General features: G+C 46.1%; 15 protein-coding genes and 1 riboswitch. Of the genes, 7 read left to right on the top strand and 8 right to left on the bottom strand.

All coding sequences use genetic code 11. From position 1 onward, the window contains the following. Nucleotides 1-91: 91 nt before the first annotated feature. Both AAC052_RS01195 and AAC052_RS01190 read right to left on the bottom strand, forming a co-directional pair. The gene (locus AAC052_RS01195) at nt 92-2,680 is read right to left on the bottom strand and encodes an ABC transporter permease (RefSeq protein WP_339810293.1); all 2,589 of its coding nucleotides are present in this window, start codon (nt 2,678-2,680) and stop codon (nt 92-94) included. Then, nucleotides 2,673-3,005: a PadR family transcriptional regulator gene (locus AAC052_RS01190; protein ID WP_339810291.1), complete on the bottom strand. Its 333-nt coding sequence runs from the start codon at nt 3,003-3,005 to the stop codon at nt 2,673-2,675. Before AAC052_RS01190 ends, AAC052_RS01195 begins: the two co-directional genes overlap by 8 nt. Before the next feature lie 164 nt (nt 3,006-3,169). Between AAC052_RS01190 and AAC052_RS01185 the strand changes: the two genes are divergently transcribed. Next, on the top strand, nt 3,170-4,501 hold the full coding sequence (locus AAC052_RS01185; protein ID WP_339810288.1) for an amidohydrolase family protein: 1,332 nt from the start codon (nt 3,170-3,172) through the stop codon (nt 4,499-4,501). A gap of 2 nt (nt 4,502-4,503) precedes the next feature. Here AAC052_RS01185 and AAC052_RS01180 read toward each other — a convergent pair whose 3' ends face one another. Together AAC052_RS01180 and AAC052_RS01175 are read right to left on the bottom strand one after the other, a co-directional pair. Continuing rightward, on the bottom strand, nt 4,504-4,896 hold the full coding sequence (locus tag AAC052_RS01180) for a response regulator (protein ID WP_339810286.1): 393 nt from the start codon (nt 4,894-4,896) through the stop codon (nt 4,504-4,506). 11 nt (nt 4,897-4,907) lie between these two features. Further along, complete coding sequence (locus AAC052_RS01175) at nt 4,908-6,014, bottom strand: HAMP domain-containing sensor histidine kinase (protein WP_339810284.1); 1,107 nt, start codon at nt 6,012-6,014, stop codon at nt 4,908-4,910. A 333-nt stretch (nt 6,015-6,347) separates the two neighbouring features. Here AAC052_RS01175 and AAC052_RS01170 point away from each other — a divergent pair, with 333 nt between their 5' ends. From AAC052_RS01170 to AAC052_RS01155, 4 genes are all read left to right on the top strand, one after another. Beyond that, entirely contained in the window at nt 6,348-7,403 is a 1,056-nt protein-coding gene (locus AAC052_RS01170; protein ID WP_152000454.1) for a sugar phosphate isomerase/epimerase, read from the top strand. Between the two features lie 151 nt (nt 7,404-7,554). Beyond that, a complete protein-coding gene (locus AAC052_RS01165; protein ID WP_317490354.1) occupies nt 7,555-8,454 on the top strand; it encodes a sugar phosphate isomerase/epimerase in 900 nt (299 codons plus the stop codon). Continuing rightward, a complete protein-coding gene (locus AAC052_RS01160) occupies nt 8,451-10,835 on the top strand; it encodes a TonB-dependent receptor (RefSeq protein ID WP_339810280.1) in 2,385 nt (794 codons plus the stop codon). Before AAC052_RS01165 ends, AAC052_RS01160 begins: the two co-directional genes overlap by 4 nt. Before the next feature lie 2 nt (nt 10,836-10,837). After that, nucleotides 10,838-11,218, top strand: a complete 381-nt coding sequence (locus AAC052_RS01155) for a transmembrane 220 family protein (protein WP_317490356.1) — start codon at nt 10,838-10,840, stop codon at nt 11,216-11,218. 10 nt (nt 11,219-11,228) lie between these two features. Here the strand turns inward: AAC052_RS01155 and AAC052_RS01150 are convergent, their stop codons facing one another. From AAC052_RS01150 to AAC052_RS01135, 4 genes are all read right to left on the bottom strand, one after another. Further along, nucleotides 11,229-12,137, bottom strand: coding sequence for a phosphatase (locus AAC052_RS01150; RefSeq protein ID WP_339810277.1), 909 nt, complete (start codon nt 12,135-12,137; stop codon nt 11,229-11,231). A 42-nt stretch (nt 12,138-12,179) separates the two neighbouring features. Further along, the gene (locus tag AAC052_RS01145) at nt 12,180-12,782 is read right to left on the bottom strand and encodes a response regulator transcription factor (protein ID WP_339810275.1); all 603 of its coding nucleotides are present in this window, start codon (nt 12,780-12,782) and stop codon (nt 12,180-12,182) included. After that, nucleotides 12,733-13,422, bottom strand: a complete 690-nt coding sequence (locus AAC052_RS01140; protein ID WP_339810273.1) for a hypothetical protein — start codon at nt 13,420-13,422, stop codon at nt 12,733-12,735. The genes AAC052_RS01145 and AAC052_RS01140 overlap by 50 nt, the downstream gene beginning before the upstream one ends. Nucleotides 13,423-13,487: 65 nt before the next feature. Further along, nucleotides 13,488-15,704 carry a sensor histidine kinase gene (locus AAC052_RS01135; protein ID WP_339810271.1) on the bottom strand — a complete coding sequence of 739 codons (2,217 nt, stop codon included), beginning with the start codon at nt 15,702-15,704 and terminating at the stop codon, nt 13,488-13,490. A 70-nt stretch (nt 15,705-15,774) separates the two neighbouring features. After that, a riboswitch (SAM riboswitch) is annotated at nt 15,775-15,906 on the top strand. 103 nt (nt 15,907-16,009) lie between these two features. Between AAC052_RS01135 and AAC052_RS01130 the strand changes: the two genes are divergently transcribed. Both AAC052_RS01130 and metH read left to right on the top strand, forming a co-directional pair. Continuing rightward, on the top strand, nt 16,010-17,020 hold the full coding sequence (locus AAC052_RS01130) for a homocysteine S-methyltransferase family protein (protein ID WP_339810269.1): 1,011 nt from the start codon (nt 16,010-16,012) through the stop codon (nt 17,018-17,020). Nucleotides 17,021-17,125: 105 nt separating this feature from the next. Then, the gene (gene metH, locus AAC052_RS01125; protein WP_317490362.1) at nt 17,126-19,852 is read left to right on the top strand and encodes a methionine synthase; all 2,727 of its coding nucleotides are present in this window, start codon (nt 17,126-17,128) and stop codon (nt 19,850-19,852) included. Nucleotides 19,853-19,885: the final 33 nt, after the last annotated feature.

Raw genomic sequence — 19,885 nt, 5'->3', positions numbered from 1 at the left:
GATGTGTGGCTTTTGCAAAGGTAGTGATAAAAGAAATGAACCCCGCCTAATTGGCAGGGTTTATCTATCGACTGAGGTAGGGGCTGGTTGCCTATTCCGATTTGAGCGTCCTGGCTGGGTTGATGGCAGTCAGCCGGAATACCTGGGTTAACACGATGAAGATTGAAATAATAAGGCAGCAAGCAGCGGAAATGGCCACCACCTCAACACTCAGCTCGATGTGTAAAGGATAGTCAGAAAGCCAGTTGTCAGTAAACCAATATACCGCTGGCCCTGCGATGAGAACTGCGACGGCAAATAATTTGACAAAGTCTGATGACAGCAGATAGGCCAGCTGAAAAACAGACGCACCAAGCACTTTTCGAATACTTATTTCCTTGATCCTGCTTTCAGCCAGGAAGATAATCAGGCCAAATACTCCACAGAGGGCAATGATGATAGCAATGGCTGTGAATGCGCTTACGACCCGGAAAAATTGCTGCTCAGATGCGTAGGTTCTGGCGAAGGCGTCGTCAACGAAGGCCATCTCGAAAGGGTCGGTAGAAAATTCTTTCCAGGTAGTTTCTAGCTGTTCCATAAGCGCAGGTAAATTTCCTGTTGTTACCCTCATCAACACATTGTCGGGGCTCACCCTGTAGCCAGCTCCGTAGACCATGTAGGCCACAGGAGCAATGGTACTGTGAAGCGATGTGTAATGATGATCTTCAACCACGCCGATTATTTTTCTGTTTTTGCCGCCAATCTCCACCACTTCACTAAGAGCTGATATTTTGCCCATGAAATCCCTCGCTTTTTCATTGATGACCACCGACCTGCCTGAATCGGCCTCGAAGGGCAACGTAAAGGTAGCGCCTTCGGTCAGGTGAAGGCCTACGACGTCGAAATAGTCTTTATCGACCCCCACAATGTCGATACCCCTTTCTGTATCAGGCTCGGCTCCCTGCCAGTAAAATCCCCACGTGTTTTGCATTCTTGCTGGCAAGGGTTCTCCTGAAGTTGCCGCCTTGTCAACACCCGGGATATTTTTGAACGATTCCTTGAGTACATCGATTCTTTGCTGCAGCCCACGATCATTCACCGCTATATTGATCAGTTGCTTCTGATCAAACCCAAGATCAAACGTCTTCATGTATTGAAACTGAAGGTAAACAACAACGCTGCCCGTTATAAGGAAAATAGTGATGCAATATTGAATAGTGATCAACACCTTTCTTGGCAGGCTGCTTGTTTTGCCCGAGCTATGCCCGCTGAGAGCAGCCACTGGCGAATACCTTGTGAGCACAAAAGCAGGGTAGAACCCGGAAAGAGCTCCAATGGTTACTATCCCAATTGCTGACCAAATCACTTCCCTGAACCCGAAGACAGAGGCGGATAGTTGCAGACTCATCCAGCTGTTGAGAAGCGGAAGCGCAAGTATGATCAGGGCAATGGCAAATGTAGATGCCACCAATGTGTAAAAAACCGATTCAACGAGGATCTGGGCAATCAAGTCTGCACGTCCGGCGCCGATGGTTTTTCTTAACCCAATCTCTTTGGCTCTGGAGAGTGCCCTTGCCGTGGAAAGATTCACGTAGTTGAGCACGGCGATGAGTAAGATGAAGAAACCTATGGTGGAGAAAATGATGATATTGCCAATGTCTCCGGCGAGCTCATTTCCACCCATATTTTTGCTATGGAGATAGACGTTCTGCATCGGCTGAAAATCCATCCCGAGTCTCTCCACCATGTCTTTGCCAAGGTATTTCTCAATAATAGCCGGCGTCTGTTCCCGGATGCCCGAATGTGCCAAATCAGGAATGAGGGCATAGGTTCTCACCCAGCTAAACCCCCAATGAGAAGCCAGGGAGGCGTACATTTTATCAGCAACGGCCATCGAGCCGAGCCCCGAAAACTGAATGTGTGAGTGCTGCGGGGGATCAGCCACCACGCCCGTTACCTTCATGTTCAACTCTTCATTGCTGTCATAAATCTTCACCTTTACCACTTTATTCAAGGGGTTCTCGGCGCCGAAAAGCTTTTGACTCAGGCTTTGAGTAAGCACAAGTCCGCTGGGATCTGATAGAGCAGTTTTTGGGTCGCCATGGATCAGTTTGAACGAAAAGAGGTCAAAGAAGGTAGAATCTGTCCAGTAGAAATCCTCGACAAGTATTGGATCGATATCACCAATTTTCACAGGATCACTTCCCATACTGCAGATTTTGATTCCCGGAAACTCACTGCTAAGCACCTTGCCAAATTGAGAGGAGAGTGCGGCTGTGGGAGGGTCGACGGGATCGGTTCGCAATACCCGGTAGAGTACGTCTTTTTTCTTATGAAACTGATCGTAACTGGTTTCATTCTTAACATACAACCCAATGTAGAAAACGGAAGCGATGCCGAAGAAGAGGCTGAGTAAGTTTACCGCTGTGAACACCCTGTGCCGGAGTGAGTGACGAAAGGCAACTTTGAAATGATTGATGAGCATAATGTTCGTGTTTAGTCCTTTGAGTTTCTTTATTCTGTAGAGCCTGACTGACCCCAGTACGCCAAAAATGAAGAGCTTGTTAGCTTTACGTTCACCGTAAAGTGCAAGGTTTCTATCGTAGAGCTCGCATAAGTCCCCTTCCAACTCGTCGATGAAACGAGCCGAGCAGTACCAGCGCAGTAGCTTTACTGCCCACCTTGGCGGCGTATTATTCATAGTTGAGTTTTAAGTTGGGCAACAGGTTCCAGAGCTTCTCCCTTTGTTCTTTCACTTCGGCAAGGCTCCGCTCCCCGGACGCCGTTACTTTGTACAGCCTTTTTTTTCTACCACCTCGTTCTTGAGTGGCTCCGCCAAAGTAGGATTCGACAAAACCCTTTTCCTCCAACCTGTACAGCGCAGTATGAACTGTGCTCACTGTCACCTTGCGATCAATATTCTTTTCAATTTCATCCATCACAGTAATGCCGTATGCATCGCCATTTAAAATGGCCACCGTCAATAGCACGAGTTCCTCAAACTCACCCAGGTATGTTCCCTTCATATTTCAATCGTAAATGTCAATCAAATAAAATGATTAGATTCTTAAATGTCAATGAAATAAGAATGAAGTTTATTGACCCATTGTTCTTGCCATGTTTAGGATTAGAAAAAATAGCTTTCATATGTAACGGAACTTTCGCTATACTAGGTGTAAAATTCATTGTTATGAAAAGGCTTTCCGTTTGTTTGTTGCTTCTTATTTCTGTTTTCTCATTAAAAGCCCAATCCCTCAAAGCCCTCGTCGGCGGCACACTCATTGATGGCTTTGGCGGCACCCCCATTCAAAACAGCGTCATCATAATAGAGGGCGAGAAGATCAAAGCAGTTGGAACGGTGGGCAGCCTGGAGATACCACCCGATGCTGAAATCATTTCTACTGAAGGGATGAGTGTGCTGCCCGGCCTATGGGACATGCATGTGCATTTGATGATCAATGGCCACTCGGATTACGCTTATTGGGACAAGACTTATCCTCCATTATTTAAGGATGTGATCATGCCAGCGTCGGCTCATCAGCTGCTAATGGCAGGAGTAACAAGCGCCAGAGACCTGGGAGGTCCTCTGGAGGAAAGTTTGGCAGTGAGAGATGCTATCAATAACGGAAAGATCGCAGGGCCGACGATGTATATGTCGGGGCCGTTTTTGCAGCATGCACCTTATCCGGGCACGGAGCAGTTTCGCTGGGGAGTAAGTGGAGAAAAGGATGCAAGGGAGAAAGTGCAAAAACTCGCCAAAGCAGGAGTGGACTGCATCAAGCTGATAGACCAGGATCAAATGACCTTTGCTGAAGTAAAGGCGATTGTAGATGAGGCGCACAAGCATAATTTAACGGTAGTAGCCCATTCGCACCGGCCGGAGGAAATAAGGATAGGCCTGAAAGCTGGTGTTGATTGCTTCGAGCATACAGGGCTCTCTTCGGCGCCTGAGTACCCGGCCGACATTATGGTAGCGCTTAAAGAACGCACTGCCAATATGAGCACCGGGCCACTATTTTGGACGCCGACCATCGAAGGACTTTGGAATTATGAGTACTTGCGTGATCACCCTGAAAAGCTCGATAACGACTCCTGGCACCTTGATCTTCCCGATACGGTTATTGCTGACATAAAGGCATCGATAGAATACCCTGGCCGGCTTCCGTACTTTCAGTTGACTCCGATTAGGAAGCCAACTTTGGAGAAAAAGTTCAGGCAGTTGCAGGAAGCTGGAGTTGTAATGCTGGTAGGTACGGATAGTGGCATTCCTATGAAATTTCATAGCCAAAGTACCTGGAACGAGCTCGATATATGGGTGAGGGAGTTGGGGGTTGATCCGCTGCAGGCCATCAAAGGTGCTACCTACTGGCCGTCAGTCATTATGGGAGTAGACAAGCAAGTGGGCACGGTGAGCGAAGGAAAGAACGCCGATATTATTGCCGTTAAAGGCGACGTGCTAAAGTATATCAACCTGCTGCAGGACGTTGACCTCGTGATGAAGAAGGGTGAACGGGTGAAGTAGCTTCAACCAGCCAAACTCAGGTAGGTACTGATAGATTCCTCTTTCAAAGGTTTGTTGATATACCCCAATACCTTAAAGCTTTTTGCCCTCTCAAGGTCTCTGGGGTTATCGGATGACGAAAGCATGACTACCCTCATTGAGTCTTTTATTCTGAGATCGGAATTATGTACCTCCTCCAGAAACTCGAAACCATTCATTACAGGCATTCTTATATCAAGAAGAATCAGATTTGATCTTCTTTTTGAAAGGCTTTCATTTTGAAGGTAGTCGAGCGCCTCTTTGCCGTTTCTGAATGGAATTATTTCTATTTCAGGATCAATTTTTTTAATCAATGAAATGCTAAGAAAATTGCTTATTTCGTCATCATCGACCAGGATTATTCTGTTAACTGGCATAGTTAGAAGCTTTAAAATTTGACTGTAAAGGTTGTTCCCTTGTTCTTTTCGCTGGCAACGCTGATATCGCCGCCTTTTTTTTCCACAAGTCTCTTAACCATAAAAAGCCCTATACCGCTGCCTTCTACATGGTCGTGAAATCGGGAAAAAATGGAGAACAGCTTCTCCCTGTTTTGATTGAGGTCTATTCCAAGGCCATTGTCCTCCACTGAGAGATAGGTGTGATTTTCTCTCGAAAATGTCCGTACGTGTATTTCAAGATCTCTTTCTGCCGATCGGTATTTTAATGCGTTGGTGACCAGATTGTACATGATGCTTTTTAGCGTTGTATGTGAAAAGTGAATCGAGTCGACCGCAAAATTTTGTATGATCTGCGGTTTGGCAGTTTCCACCAAGTTCACATTTTCCTCTAATACTTCCTCCAATACCTTGTTGAAAAACACCTCGCCAATATCTTGTTCTTCGGTTCGCTGTATTTTGACGACAGACGAGATCTGATCAATCGTATGCCTGACTTTTGATACCGATTGTTCTATTTTTTGAAAGACCTCATCCGCCACTTCCTTATTATCCGTACTCTTTAACATGGCTATCAGCCCCTCTATATTATTGATAGGCGATTTTAGGTCGTGGGAAGCAGCGTAGACGAAATTGTCCAGGTCTGAATTAATTTCTCGCAGCTTCTTATTAGACGCCTGTAATTCGTCTGTCCTCGCTGACACAATAGTCTCAAGCTCGTCAGTTGTTTTCAACTGGAGGGCTTCTGGTAGCACTTTAACTAAACCAACTACTGCAACCCAGGAGATAATTCCCGTAATGAAAAGGATCGTTCCACTAAGATGATAAGCGGGAAACCAGAACAACGCTGCATCTACGAAATGCGTGGTACCACATGCAAGTATAAATAAGATGAAGAGCCAGAATATTTGCACAAAGGGCAGGTCGTTTTTTCTCTTTCGAATGAAATAGAACAAAATGAAGGGGATAGCAAAGTAGGCCAGGCCGATGGATAGGTCGGAAAGTATATAAAACCATCCGTGAAGTGAAGTCCACTCGCCACAAACCCACCGTGGAGGCCATTTGTTTGTAGTCAATAGTCCAAAGAAATCATCTTCCATAACTTTTGTCTTTTTAAAGAATAAAATAGCAGCGCAAGATTGATAATGTACTGTTAACCGGAGTACAAAGAGGTTCCTTAAGGCGCAATGATGATAAGTGATTAAATCTATATTTTCAATTTAATCATTACCAAAAGACAAATAAATGCCGAAGTCAACTTTATTTGCCTGGCACGACAGTAAAGTGCTGACAAGGGAACGAACCCTACTAATTTTTAGCGCCACTCCTGCCCTTTTTAATTTTTCGTGCACTGTAGATTCACTATATTTCGATTCACAGATTGATTCGAGTGAATCTTAAGTTTTTTCTTGAACTACAAAACCAAAAAAAGCATGAATACCATTAAAGGCCCTGCCATTTTTCTGGCGCAGTTCATGGGCGATACGGCACCGTTCAACAACCTGGAAAGCATTTGCAAATGGGCAGCCAAGCTCGGCTACAAGGGCGTTCAGATTCCTACCTGGGATCCTCGCTGCATTGATCTTAAAAAATGTGCAGAGAGCAAAACTTACGCCGACGAGTTAAAAGGGAAGGTAAAAGCCTGTGGAGTTGAAATTACTGAGCTTTCAACGCATTTGCAGGGACAGCTTGTGGCTGTGCACCCTGCTTATGATATTATGTTTGACGGGTTTGCTCCGGCCGAATACCATGGAAACCCAAAGGCAAGACAGGAGTGGGCAGTGCAGCAAGTGAAGTGGGCAGCCAAGGCTTCGCAAAACCTTGGAATCAACGTCCATGCCACATTTTCAGGCGCTCTTGCATGGCCTTATTTATACCCATGGCCTCAGCGTCCTGCTGGTTTGGTGGAGGCAGCTTTCAAAGAACTGGCCAACAGATGGAAACCTATTTTGAACTACTTTGACGAGTGCGGAGTAGACGTTTGTTACGAAATTCACCCCGGAGAGGATCTTCACGATGGGGTAACTTATGAAATGTTTCTGGAAGCCACTGGCAATCACTCAAGGGCTAATTTGCTTTACGATCCCAGCCACTTTGTGTTGCAGCACCTGGACTACATCCAATACATCGATTTTTATCACGAACGCATCAAGATGTTCCATGTGAAGGACGCTGAATTTAACCCGACAGGAAAGCAGGGGGTATACAGCGGATTCCAGTCGTGGATCAACCGGGCCGGCAGGTTCCGTTCTCTGGGCGACGGCCAGGTAGACTTCAGCTCTATTTTCACCAAGCTTTCGCAGTACGGCTTCGACGGTTGGGCGGTGATGGAATGGGAGTGCTGTATCAAAAGCCCTGAGCAGGGAGCCGAAGAGGGGGCGCCTTTCATTCAGAGCCATATCATCCGGGTAACTGAGAAGGCGTTTGATGATTTTGCCTCTTCTGGCATGGACGACGAGACCAATAAAAAGATACTTGGTATCAAGTAGTCTATGACGTTACTACCAGTAACCTCCATCGGTTTTTAAAAACATTTGCAAGGGATGCTAAGACATTCCTTGCATTTTTTTGTTACAGAGTAGCGCAAAGATCTATTTGGGGCTGTGACATTAATCTGACTAAGCTGATGAATAAATAACCATGAGAGATTTTACAGAAGTCCATTCAGGTGGAAGAAGGAAATTTATTCAAACATCAGGCTTGGCCCTGGCGGGGTTAGCCTTGCTTCCCAGCTGCTCGCCATCCAGCCCGGGTAGAAGATACGGGTTGCAGTTGTATACGCTAAGAGAACAGTTGTCGGCAGATTTGGAGAGTACGCTCAAGGCCGTGGCAAAAATTGGCTATAAAGACCTTGAGATTTTTGGTTATGCTGATGGCAAAGTATTTGGGGTGACTCCTTCGGAGTTGAGGAAGATGGTGGAAGACCTTGGGATGAAGCTGGTGAGCGGCCACTACCTTACAGGGAATATTGATGCTCCCTGGCAGGGAACATTATCTGCGGGATGGGAAAAGGCCGTGGACGACGCCAATACAATGGGGCTTAAGTACATGGTCAACGCATTTCTTTTTCCCGAAGAAAGGCAGTCAATTGATGACTATAAGAGGTTGACGGACTTGTTGAACCTTTCAGCCAGAGTCGCAAAAAATGCAGGCATCCAATTTGGCTACCATAATCATGATTTTGAATTCCTGGAACTGGAAGGCCAGCTTCCTATGTATGTTATTATGGATGGAACGGACGACGACCTGGTTGTTGCCGAGCTGGATCTTTACTGGGCAACAAGGGTCGGCTATAACCCCATGCATTTTTTCAAAAAATACCCAAAAAGAACGGCCTTGTGGCACGTAAAGGATATGGCTGACACCGATGATAAAGAATTTACCGAAGTGGGTAACGGCGTGATAGACTTTAAAGCTATTTTCGAAAAGTCTATGTTGTCAGGAATGAAACACTTTTTTGTAGAGCAGGATGTGTGTCAGCGGCCTCCTGTCGAAAGTATAGCAATAAGCTACAAGAACTTAATGAAGTGGGGGATTTGAAGACTTTGATCAAGACGATGAAGGGTTGGCTTGGTATTGCACTGCTGGTAATGAGTGTCGGCACGGCCGTTTCCGCCAGGCAGCTGACTCAAACGGTTAGAGGAACGGTTGTAGACAACACAACAAAAGAGCCACTGGCAGGTGCTTCGGTAGCGCTTCTTCCATTGGCGGGTGGTGTGGGTACGTCAACAAACGAGTTTGGGGAGTTTGAGATAAAGGATGTGCCAGTCGGTCGACAGTCCATACAAATTACCTACACAGGTTATAAGTCCGATATTGTAAGAGAGCTACTCGTAGTGTCGGGAAAGCAGAATGTGGTGCATGTGACATTGGAACAGTCCCCAATGGAATTGGAAGAGGTGAAGGTATCTGCAGCTTCCGACATACAGGAGTTTGAACAAATGAGCAAGGTTGATATCACGGCCGAGCAGTTTCAACGCATTGCTGCCAACTACCTCGATCCGGCCAGGGTGGTAATGAGTAGCCCCTCAGTAGCCAACACCAACGACCAAAATAATGCAGTGTCGGTGCGTGGTAATTCACCCATTGCCAACACATGGCGACTGGAGGGGGTTGAAATTGTGAACCCCAACCACCTGGCCAATGCCGGGACAATAAGCGACCGCCCGACCCAAAATGGTGGGGGCGTGAACGTGCTGAGTACACAAATGCTCGACAAATCTTCTTTCCTGATGGGCTATATGCCGGCAGGATACGGCAATGCCATTGGTGGCATTTTCGACATGAACCTGCGCAGAGGGAATAACCAACGGCAGGAGTATACTGCTCAGGCAAGCCTCATCGGGCTCGATTTTGCCGCTGAAGGGCCGTTCAAAAAGGGTGGCTCAGCGTCCTACCTGGTCAATTATCGTTATTCATTCACTGGCATTCTTGCTTTAATGGGTGTCGACTTCGGAGGAGAAACGATCAAATTTCAAGACCTTTCGTTCAATGTGTCGCTGCCGGAAACACCTATTGGCAAGGTAACTCTGTTTGGAGTGAATGGGTGGAATAGTAATGTATATCGGAGGCCGAAAGGGAGACCTACTGTTGAAAAGGAATTGTCGGACATCGACTATGCTTCATCTATTTATGCCTATGGTATCACGCAGGAGGCTACACTTGGAGGCAAAAACAGTTGGAGGAATGTTTTGGTGTATTCTTCAACGACGACCGAAAGAGACCAAATAACTCATGAATTGAATGATCCATCGCTCACTTTGTCTACTAAGGACAACGAACAGGTAGCAAAGCTATCTTTTGCTTCAAGCGTAATGACCAGATGGGGGGATCGCATAACCTCCAAGGCGGGCGTAAGGGGAACTGCCTACCAATGGGGCATTGATCGCTTTGGACCTGACTCTTACGACCAAACATTTAATGGCGTCCAACTACCAGATTTTAACTTAGACATCAAAAGCTTGCTTCTGCAGCCATTTGTAAGCGGTAACTTTGCCATAGGCTCGAAAGTTGATCTTGATCTCGGTTTAAATTCCTCCTGGTTTGGGTATACCAAAGAGTTTTTGCTGGAGCCCAGGGCTAACCTGGAAGTAAGAATGGCACCAAAGACATCCTTCTCCTTCAGAAGCGGTATTTATAGCCAGGTGCTATCACCCTATGCCTATTATACAGCCACCTCTTTTCCAGCGTCGGGACAGCCAGTCACTTTATCAGACCGGGGGAATCCAGGTCTTCGATATGTCAAATCCTGGTCGAGCGAAATCGGCTGGACTCAAAAGATAGGTAATTCTTCTACTTTGGGTGCGACTGCCTTTTACCAATCGTTATATGATCTCCCTAATTCATACGATGGCTACTATGACTATTTCAATTATATGAACTATGACGGCACTTATCCACTTGATGTGCTTGCTTCGGGGGGAAGGGGAAGAGTATATGGAGTCAGTCTGGAGCATCGGCAGCAAATAGTGAACGGGTTTTACATTTGGTGGGGTGGTTCAATGTATCGCTCCGAATACCAGGATTTATTTGGGAAATACAGGGCGTCTAATTTTGATGGTAGATACAGTGTTAATGCCACTTTTGGAAAAGAATGGATGACAACGAAGAAAAACGGCATTGAAAGACTGTTCGGGGTTAATTCGAGAATGCTTTATCAGGGAAGTTTTCTACAGCAGGGGCCAGATGGAATAGGCGGAATTTTCTACGCAAACCGACTTGGCGATTATTTCAGAGTCGATATGCGGGTGCAGTGGACCAGATTCAAGAAAGGTCATACACAAATGTTTGCGATAGATATTCAGAATTTACTGAATACTGAAAACCCATCATATTATTATTTTGATACAGTCCAAAACAGACAAGTGCTGATGACCCAGCTTGGAATGATACCAGTATTAGTTTACCGAATAGATTTTTGATCATGACAAAGAAAGTAATTCACGGAATTCTCGCTGCCCTTTTTGTGGTTTTTACCTACGTGCAGTTCAACGATCCAGACCCTGAAAGATGGGTAACATTGTACGGCATGGTAGCCGGATTGAGCCTGTTACATGGTTTTTGGAAGCCGCTGCCGTATGTGACCGTGGCGCTGATGGGACTATGCCTGATATGGGCGCTCACACTTATTCCCGGTATGCTGGAATGGTTCGCCTCAGATGATAAGTCGGAAATGCTGGGGCACATGATGGACGATAAGCCCTATATAGAGCAAACCCGGGAGCTGGGTGGGTTGTTAATTGCCTCAGCCGCCTTGTTCTACCTTTGGTGGAGCTCAAGGCCTAAAAAGGAAGAACAAGCCTGATTGTACCAACTCACCAGCTTGACTTCACAATGTAGGGAGCTATGCGGTGCTTGTTTTTTTCAAAAAGGTAGTGCATAACGCCGTCTTTCAGTCCCACATCCGGCACTATGATGTATCGGGCGTGGGCTGCTCTCATGGCTCCCAAATAGATTTCTGAAGCCGGAATGATCACATCGGCCCGGTCGTGATTTAGCTGAAGCTTGAAAATGCGCTCTTCAAGTGTAAGCTGAGATAGTCTTTCAACAACTTCCTGAGCTTTTTCATAGCTTAGCTTCTTGCCTTTCTTAATGCCAGATAGCTCAAATATTTTGGAGATGTTTCCGCCTGTGCCAAGAGCGGTGATTTTTTGTGAACGAGTCGGAATTTTCTCTTCAATCCAGGTCTCCATTTCCTTCCAGACTTCTGGCGAGTCTTTTTTGTCGAGCCTCCTGACCCCACCCAGCCGGAACGACCTTGATGCTACTTTTTCTTTTTGCAAATAAACGTTCAGTTCTGTGCTTCCACCGCCCACATCGATGTGTAAAAAAGGAGCATCGGTGATATGAATGTTGACTGCCCGGTTGACCAGCTCTGCCTCCGTGTCTCCTTCGATAATGGTTATTTCCAGCCCTGTTTCTTCTTTTACTATTTTCTTCAGCTCTTCCCCATTGCTTGCTTCACGCATGGCAGAGGTGGCGCAGGCCATGTAATCATCTACCTCGTACAAGTCAATGAAAAGCTTGAAGGCTTTCATTAGCTTGATAAACTTGAGGCTGGTTTTCTCACTTATTTGGCCCTGGGAAAACACATCATGACCCAGGCGCAGTGGAAAGCGGATGTACTCAAGCTTTTTGAAGACCACATCGTTGTCATATTCGATCACGTTAGTGACCTGCATTCTAATGGCATTGGAGCCAATATCTACGGCAGCTAGTTTCACGCTGCGAAATTAGAAGAATTCCGATTAGGAAGCGCCGCCCGGCTAAATTATCCCTTCTCTAATGGCAAATTTTACCAGCCCAACGGTGGTGGTGTTCAGCTTGCGGCGAATGTTGTTTTTATGCTTTTCGACTGTTAGATGGGAAATAAAAAGCTGAGTGGCAATTTCTTCCGCACTATACTCCATGGCAATGAGGCGCACGATTTCAATTTCCCGTTTGCTAAGTAAAATACCCTCTCTGTGACCAGATGGCATCTTCATAGTTTGTGCAGGAAAGTACTTTTTTCCGTTTGCAATCATTGTCACAGCCTCCATGAAATCTTTTACGTCGGCAGTTTTCAAAATATAGCCATCAGCGCCAGCCTCTATCATTCCAGCGATATCTGCAGGGTCGTCCGACATGCTTAAGGCCAGCACTTTAATTGAGGGGAAGTCCTTTTTGATAGATTCTGTTGCCTTTATGCCGTCAATGGCCGGCATTTTTACATCCATTAACACCAGCCCGGGCTGCAATTCTTCTACGGCCTTCAACACATCAAGCCCATTTCTGCAGGTAGCCAGCACCTCATAACCTCCTTTTCCTGTTAAAAGTGAGCTAATACTTTCTCTGAAAATTTCGTGGTCGTCGGCTATTACTATCGTCATCTTTCGTCTCAGTCACACCAATTACTAACCTTTCACCTAAGCGGGTTGTTTCATGGGATATGATTTCCAGTGATGAAGATTGCTGTATTTCTTCAACAACCAAAGAATAAATGGAAGATTCATTCACTCTCATACCCGAGGTAGTTATCGAGAGTTGAAAGGGAGTTGTAGCCAGAACGAAGAGACTTGTTTGCCCGGCCTCACTGTGACTGCTGTCACTCACCAATGAATGGATACTCGTTAGAAGTAAAAGACTGTCTTTAAACGATAAATTGCATTGCCCTTTTACGATGGTTAGTTCTATACTTTTATTATTCTTGAGATTGAACTGAGTCACATACAACGATACGTGGTCGATGAATTTGTTGGTGATAAGCTCGCTAAGAGTTGTTTTAATACGAGGAAGGGTAATAGCTGGGGTTGGAAGGGAGGGGAGGCCAGGATTATTTTCAAGAGTTGTCAATTGATAAACGTCCTCTACGAAGTTTTTTCCAGGCAGCACTATTGCGTGCAGCTTAGGGTTGGGCTGTGAGCTTTTTTTTAAAGATTTAAGTTTCCTTCTTAGCCGTAAGCCGCTTGCTAGCAGGTAAGTGTAGCCGCCAATCAGCAATCCGGACACAGCAACGATCACGAAATTCATACGTGTAATTTTCCGTCAATTACACGCTTTTGGCAAAGGAAATAAATACCCTAAAACGGGTAATTTTAAGTTAGTTGATTGACCACAATTGGCACCTCGATAAAATAAGTGCACCCTCTACCTTTTGATGACTCCACAGAAAGTTTAGCGTGCAGCGCTTCTGCCCGATCCCTGATATTGTCCGTGCCAATACCGTTCATTACCTTGTTGGGATCAAACCCAACGCCATCATCTTCGGTGGTAATGTGAATGGTATCATCCTCCTGATGAATTTGAATACTTAATTCACTGGCCTTTGCATGCTTCAGACAGTTGCTTATAATCTCTTGAAGCATCCGGAATAAGTGTGTTTCTGCTTCTGGGTTCAATGTGTATTCATCCCGGTCGCAATAGAAATTGAGCTTTAGGTTTGTGCTTTCCTCTACCTGACGGCTTAAGTCCTTGAGCGCTTCCACCAAACCGTATTTCTGAAGTGCTCCAGCCATCAAATTGTGAGATATTTTCCTAACCTCATCGGCCGACTTTTCCGCAAGCATTACAGCCCGGTTATTGGCTGAGCCACCTTTTACATCACTTTGCAAGCTGATTTTGAGGGCCGCCAGCATACCGCCCAGCCCATCGTGAAGCTCTCTTGCCATTCGCTTCCGTTCTTCTTCCTGGCCTTTTAGCAGCGACTCTATCCTCGTTATTTCAGATTCCTTCAGCAGCTGTTTGATTTTCTGATCGAATACAAGCTTTTCCTTTTCAGCCAGAAAAAGATCCGCCTGGTGTTTCTTTCGCTGCAGGTAAAAGAAGCCAAAACCCCAGCCAATGATGAAAATAACGCTAATGATGTAGATGATTCTCTCAGTCTCCGTTTGAGCTATTTTTTGTGCCTGGAGCTCATTGTCTTTGGCCAGCAGGGCTATTTCGTTGTCCTTCTTCTCCGATTCATATTTCTTCTCCAGTTCTTCAATCCTTTTTTTCGTTTCTTCACTTCTTAAAGTGTCTTTCAGGGCTATTAACCTGGTTTGGATGTCGAGGGCAGCTTTGTAATTTTTTCTGGCCTGATAGTGATCGAACAATGTTTTGGCAGCCTCTTCTTCCAACACGGGACTCACCTCCCTGGCCATATCGTAGCCTTTCAGTATGTATTCTTCGGCTTCCGCCCGGCCAAGAAGCGACAGTATCGAGCCAGTATTGTAGTAGGCCGAAGGGATGCCGTATTTGTCGTTGGCTTCCAATTTGCTTTGGAGGGCCAGTTCATGATAATGAAGGGCACTATCGAGGTTGCCTAAATCACGGTACACGTTGCCAAGGTTATTCTCCGACATTCCGATTTCCATTCGATTTCCGAGCGTCTTTCTAATGTCAAGCGACTTTTTGAAATAAAAAGCTGCGGAGTCGAAGTCTTTCTGCCGGGCTTTGTTGGTGCCGATGTTGTTGTACGCCATTGCCATGCTTTGCTTGATGCCCATGGCTTCAGCCTCCTTGATAGCCTTGTGATAAGAGGCTTCCGATTTGTCAAATTGCTCAAGCCTTGAGTAAATCACTCCCATATTGATGTACGAAGACATCAGGCCTCTCCGGTCGTTCAGTTCTTCTTTTATTTTCACCGATTTCAGGTGATATACCACCGCCTCTTCATACTCGCCTTTTTGAGCCAGCACATTTCCAATATTCATAAAAGCGATTGCCTGAAGCGTAGCGGTATCGGTAACGTCGAGAGCCGTTTTGTAAAAGAACAGGGCCGAATCCAGCTCTCCAAGGTTTCTTTTGGCGTTGCCGACACCGTTTATAGCGGAGGCATATTTGCTTGTTTCTCCGGCTTGAGAAAAATAGCTGGAAGCCTTTTTGTAAGCGGAGATGGCGGAAGGAAAGTCCCCACTTTGCCTGTTCAGGTTGCCGAGGTTAAGGTAGGCACCTCCAAGGCCGCTGAGGTCTTTTGTTTTTTGGTAGGCGAGAATGGTTTGTTCAATAAAATAGCTCGCCGAGTCTAATTTTCCCTGACTGTTATAATATACCGAGAGGTTGTTGAGCCCCTGTGCGAGGCCTTTGCTCAGCGATTCCTTTCCCGCTAAGTTGATTTGGAGTTGTGCATAATTTTTTGCCTCATCTGGTGAAAATTTGATGGTTTCTATAAAAAGGGAATTGTACAAGTCCGACTTAACTTCGGCGGAAGAGGCCTGTGACAGGGCAGCTTTTAAGGAATCAAGTGGCGTAAGGGTCTGGTTTTTAGCAGATAGTGGAATGGTTGGCGAAAATGAAATCGAAATAATTAAAATAATCAGTTGGCGGCGCATATAGTCAAAATTTAAGCTCAGTTTAAATATGCAAATATTTTTAGTTATGCCAATTGTGGTATATTTGCACCTCTTATCAAGAAAGACTGAGGGATGGGCCCTTTGAAGTCTTGGCAACCTTCCACCTCCCTGGGGAATAGGTGCCAACTCCCACTTGGAAAATGTAATGTGTAAAGCATTATTCATCCGAGACAGATAAGCGTAATCCTTCCTTTGGATACCTTTCCTGATAAGAGAATTAATGTGGCTGGTAAAGTGTTCTATGCTTTCGCTGGAATATTTCAAACCAAAACAAAAACACTTTTATGAATATAGAAGAAATCTTAAAGGAAAGAATTCTTGTGCTTGACGGTGCCATGGGTACCATGATTCAGCGCTACAACCTGGAAGAAAAAGATTTCAGGAATGAGGCACTCAAGGATCATCATATCCCCTTGAAGGGAAACAGTGATTTACTCAATATCACCAGGCCCGATGTAATCAAGACTATTCACAAGAAATACTTCGAAGCAGGAGCCGACATAGCAGAAACTAACACCTTTACTGGTACATCCATCGCTCAGGCTGACTATGCTTTGGAGCATATGGTATATGACATCAACTTCCAGGGGGCAAGGCTTGCCAGGGAGGCTGCCGACGAAGCAACCGCTCTTGATCCCTCAAAACCAAGGTTCGTCGCTGGCTCCATAGGGCCAACCAACAGGACCGCCTCACTGTCTCCGGATGTAAACAACCCCGGTTACCGGGCCATCGATTTCGACGGATTGAAGGATGCCTACAAAGAACAGTTGCGTGCATTGATGGACGGCGGTGTTGATATTATACTGGTAGAAACAATTTTTGATACCCTGAATGCCAAGGCCGCTCTTTTTGCCATCGAGGAAGTGTTTGAGGAAAGAGGAGTGAGGCTGCCTATCATGGTGTCCGGCACTATTACTGACGCCAGTGGCCGCACCCTGTCAGGGCAGACGACGGAAGCGTTTTTGATCTCCATGGAGCATATGCCATTGATGAGTGTTGGTCTTAATTGCGCCCTTGGAGCAGCTCAGCTGAGGCCTTATCTGCAAATTATGTCTGAGAAATCCACTTTCAACGTAAGCGCTCACCCCAATGCCGGGTTGCCTAATGAATTTGGGCAGTATGACCAAACGCCGGAGCAAATGGCTGCGCAAATTGAGGAGTTTTTGAAGGAAGGTATGATCAACGTAATCGGCGGTTGTTGTGGCACCACTCCAGACCACATCAAGTTAATTGCCGAAACGGCAGCGAAGTATCAGCCAAGGAAGGTGGGCTCACTCCAAGCTGTTACTAGCTAGCCGGTTTTTGAATGAAGTCAAATAGAAATTAGTATCCAGACAGCAACGAACCCGAAATCGCCATCCGATAAGGGCTCGGAGGATTTTTACAACAGAAACTAACAGATGTCAAGTAAAGTCGAAGAAACTGTGGACGGTGGAATTGCCGCCAACAACCCTCGCCCACTCAAGCTCAGTGGCCTGGAACCCCTCATTATCAATCAGGAGACGAACTTTGTGAATATTGGCGAGCGGACTAACGTAACCGGTAGCAAGAAGTTCGCACGATTGATCCTGGAGGGTAACTATGAAGAGGCTGTTAGCATAGCCCTGGAGCAAGTACAAAACGGCGCACAAATCGTCGATATCAATATGGATGAGGGCATGCTCGATGGCGAAAAGGCCATGGTGACCTTCGTCAACCTACTGGCTGCCGAGCCGGAGATCGCCAGAGTGCCGTTTATGATTGACTCTTCTAAGTGGCATATTATTGAAGCTGGACTAAAATGCTTGCAAGGCAAGGGTATTGTTAATTCCATTAGCTTGAAAGCAGGCGAGAAGGAGTTCCTTGATCAGGCTAAAAAGGTAAAACGTTACGGTGCCGCCGTGGTAGTAATGGCTTTCGACGAGGATGGTCAGGCCGACTCCTACGAGCGCCGTATTGAAATTTGTGAGCGTTGTTACCGTCTTTTGGTCGATAAAATTAATTTTCCTCCTGAAGATATCATTTTTGACCCCAATGTGTTTCCTGTCGCCACGGGCATGGACGAGCATAACAACAATGCGCTCGATTTTTTCAGGGCCACCAAATGGATCAAAGAGAACCTGCCTCATGCCCGGGTAAGCGGTGGTATTAGTAACGTTTCCTTCTCATTCAGAGGCAATGACTCGGTTCGTGAAGCCATGCATACTGTGTTTCTTTATCATGGCATCAAGCACGGCCTTGATATGGGCATCGTAAATGCCGGACAGATTGAAGTCTACGATGAGATTCCCAAAGACCTTTTAGAGAGAGTAGAAGACGTGCTGCTTAACCGCAGACCAGATGCCACCGAAAGAATGCTGGAGTTTGCCGAGACAGTGAAGTCGAAAGGCAAAGTGAAAGTGGTGGACGATGCATGGCGGAAGGGCAGTGTTGAGGAGAGATTAAGCCATGCACTGGTAAAAGGAATTGTTGAGTTTGTGGAGGCCGATACAGAAGAGGCTCGGGCCAAGTACCAAAGCCCCTTGAAAGTAATTGAAGGGCCTTTGATGGCAGGTATGAATATCGTGGGCGATCTTTTTGGCGAAGGGAAAATGTTTCTTCCCCAGGTGGTGAAAAGTGCCAGAGTAATGAAAAAGTCGGTGGCCTACCTGATTCCTTTCATGGAAGAAGAGAAAAGAAGAACAGGAAATACGTCCTCTAATGCAAAAATACTTCTTGCCACGGTGAAGGGCGACGTTCACGACATCGGTAAGAACATAGTAGGTGTGGTGCTGGCTTGTAACAACTTCGACATTGTCGACCTGGGTGTGATGGTGCCAGCCGAAAAAATCCTGGAAGCTGCTGTTCGTGAAAAGGCCGATGTGATTGGCCTCAGTGGTTTGATTACGCCATCACTCGACGAAATGGTGCATGTGGCCAAAGAAATGGAGAGAATGGGAATGAAAACACCATTGCTTATTGGTGGGGCTACCACCTCCCGTATTCACACAGCAGTAAAAATTGCTCCCAACTACTCAGGGCCGGTGGTTCACGTGCTCGATGCATCCAAAAGTGTGCCCGTAGCCAGCGAGCTCATAAGTCCGGATACGAGAGAAGCTTTTGCCAGTAAAATTCGAAAGGAATATGACGAAGCAAGAACAGACCACGCTGGCAGGCAGAAGGAGAAGAACTACATTTCGATAGCTGAAGCGAGAAAGAAAAAGGCACCTGTCAATTGGGATGATTTTGTACCGAAGAAACCAAATGCACTGGGCGTTAGTGTATTCAAGAATTATTCTCTCGAAGAGATAAGGCCCTACATCGACTGGACGCCATTTTTCTCTACCTGGATGCTGAAAGGGAAATATCCGGCTATTTTTGACAATGAAGTAGTGGGCGAAGAGGCCAGAAAGCTCTACAACGATGCCAATGCCATGCTTGACGAGATCATAGCTAAAGGCTCTCTGAAGGCCCATGGCATCGTTGGCTTGTTTCCAGCTACAGCGGTTGATCATGAAGATGTGAGGATTTTGGATGAGTCAGGAAAAGAGCTTACCACGTTCCATTTCCTTCGCCAGCAGGGCAAAAAGGCAGCAACGGTGCCCAACCTGAGCCTGGCCGATTTTGTTGCGCCGGCAGAGACTGGCAAGCAAGACTATATGGGAGGATTCGCAGTGACAGCCGGCGACGGGCTCGACGTTATCGTCAAGAAATACGAAGCGGATCAGGATGACTACAATAGCATCATGGCCAAAGCGCTTGCTGATCGGTTGGCTGAGGCTTTTGCAGAATTGCTTCATGAAAAAGTAAGGAAGGAGCTATGGGGCTATTCACCAGATGAAAAACTAGATACCGAACGGCTCATCAAGGAGGATTATGCCGGCATTCGTCCGGCACCGGGCTACCCCGCCTGTCCTGACCACACGGAAAAGAGGCTTTTGTTTGACCTGCTGGATGTAGAAAAAAAGACTGGCATCATCCTTACAGAGTCTTTTGCCATGTACCCTGCGGCTGCGGTAAGCGGTTTTTACTTCTCACATCCTGATTCGAAGTATTTTGGTTTGGGCAAAGTAGAAAAGGATCAGGTAGAGGAATATGCACAGCGCAAAGGCTTTTCTTTGGAAGACATGGAAAAATGGTTAGCGCCAAATCTCAATTACAATATTTAATCAAAAACACTTCAGAGTAACCCGAAGTGCTGC

Source organism: uncultured Imperialibacter sp. (assembly GCF_963974565.1).
Lineage (GTDB): Bacteria > Bacteroidota > Bacteroidia > Cytophagales > Cyclobacteriaceae > Imperialibacter > Imperialibacter roseus.
The sequence above is the reverse complement of the archived record's forward strand: the minus strand, read 5'-3'. Positions and strand labels throughout refer to the sequence as shown.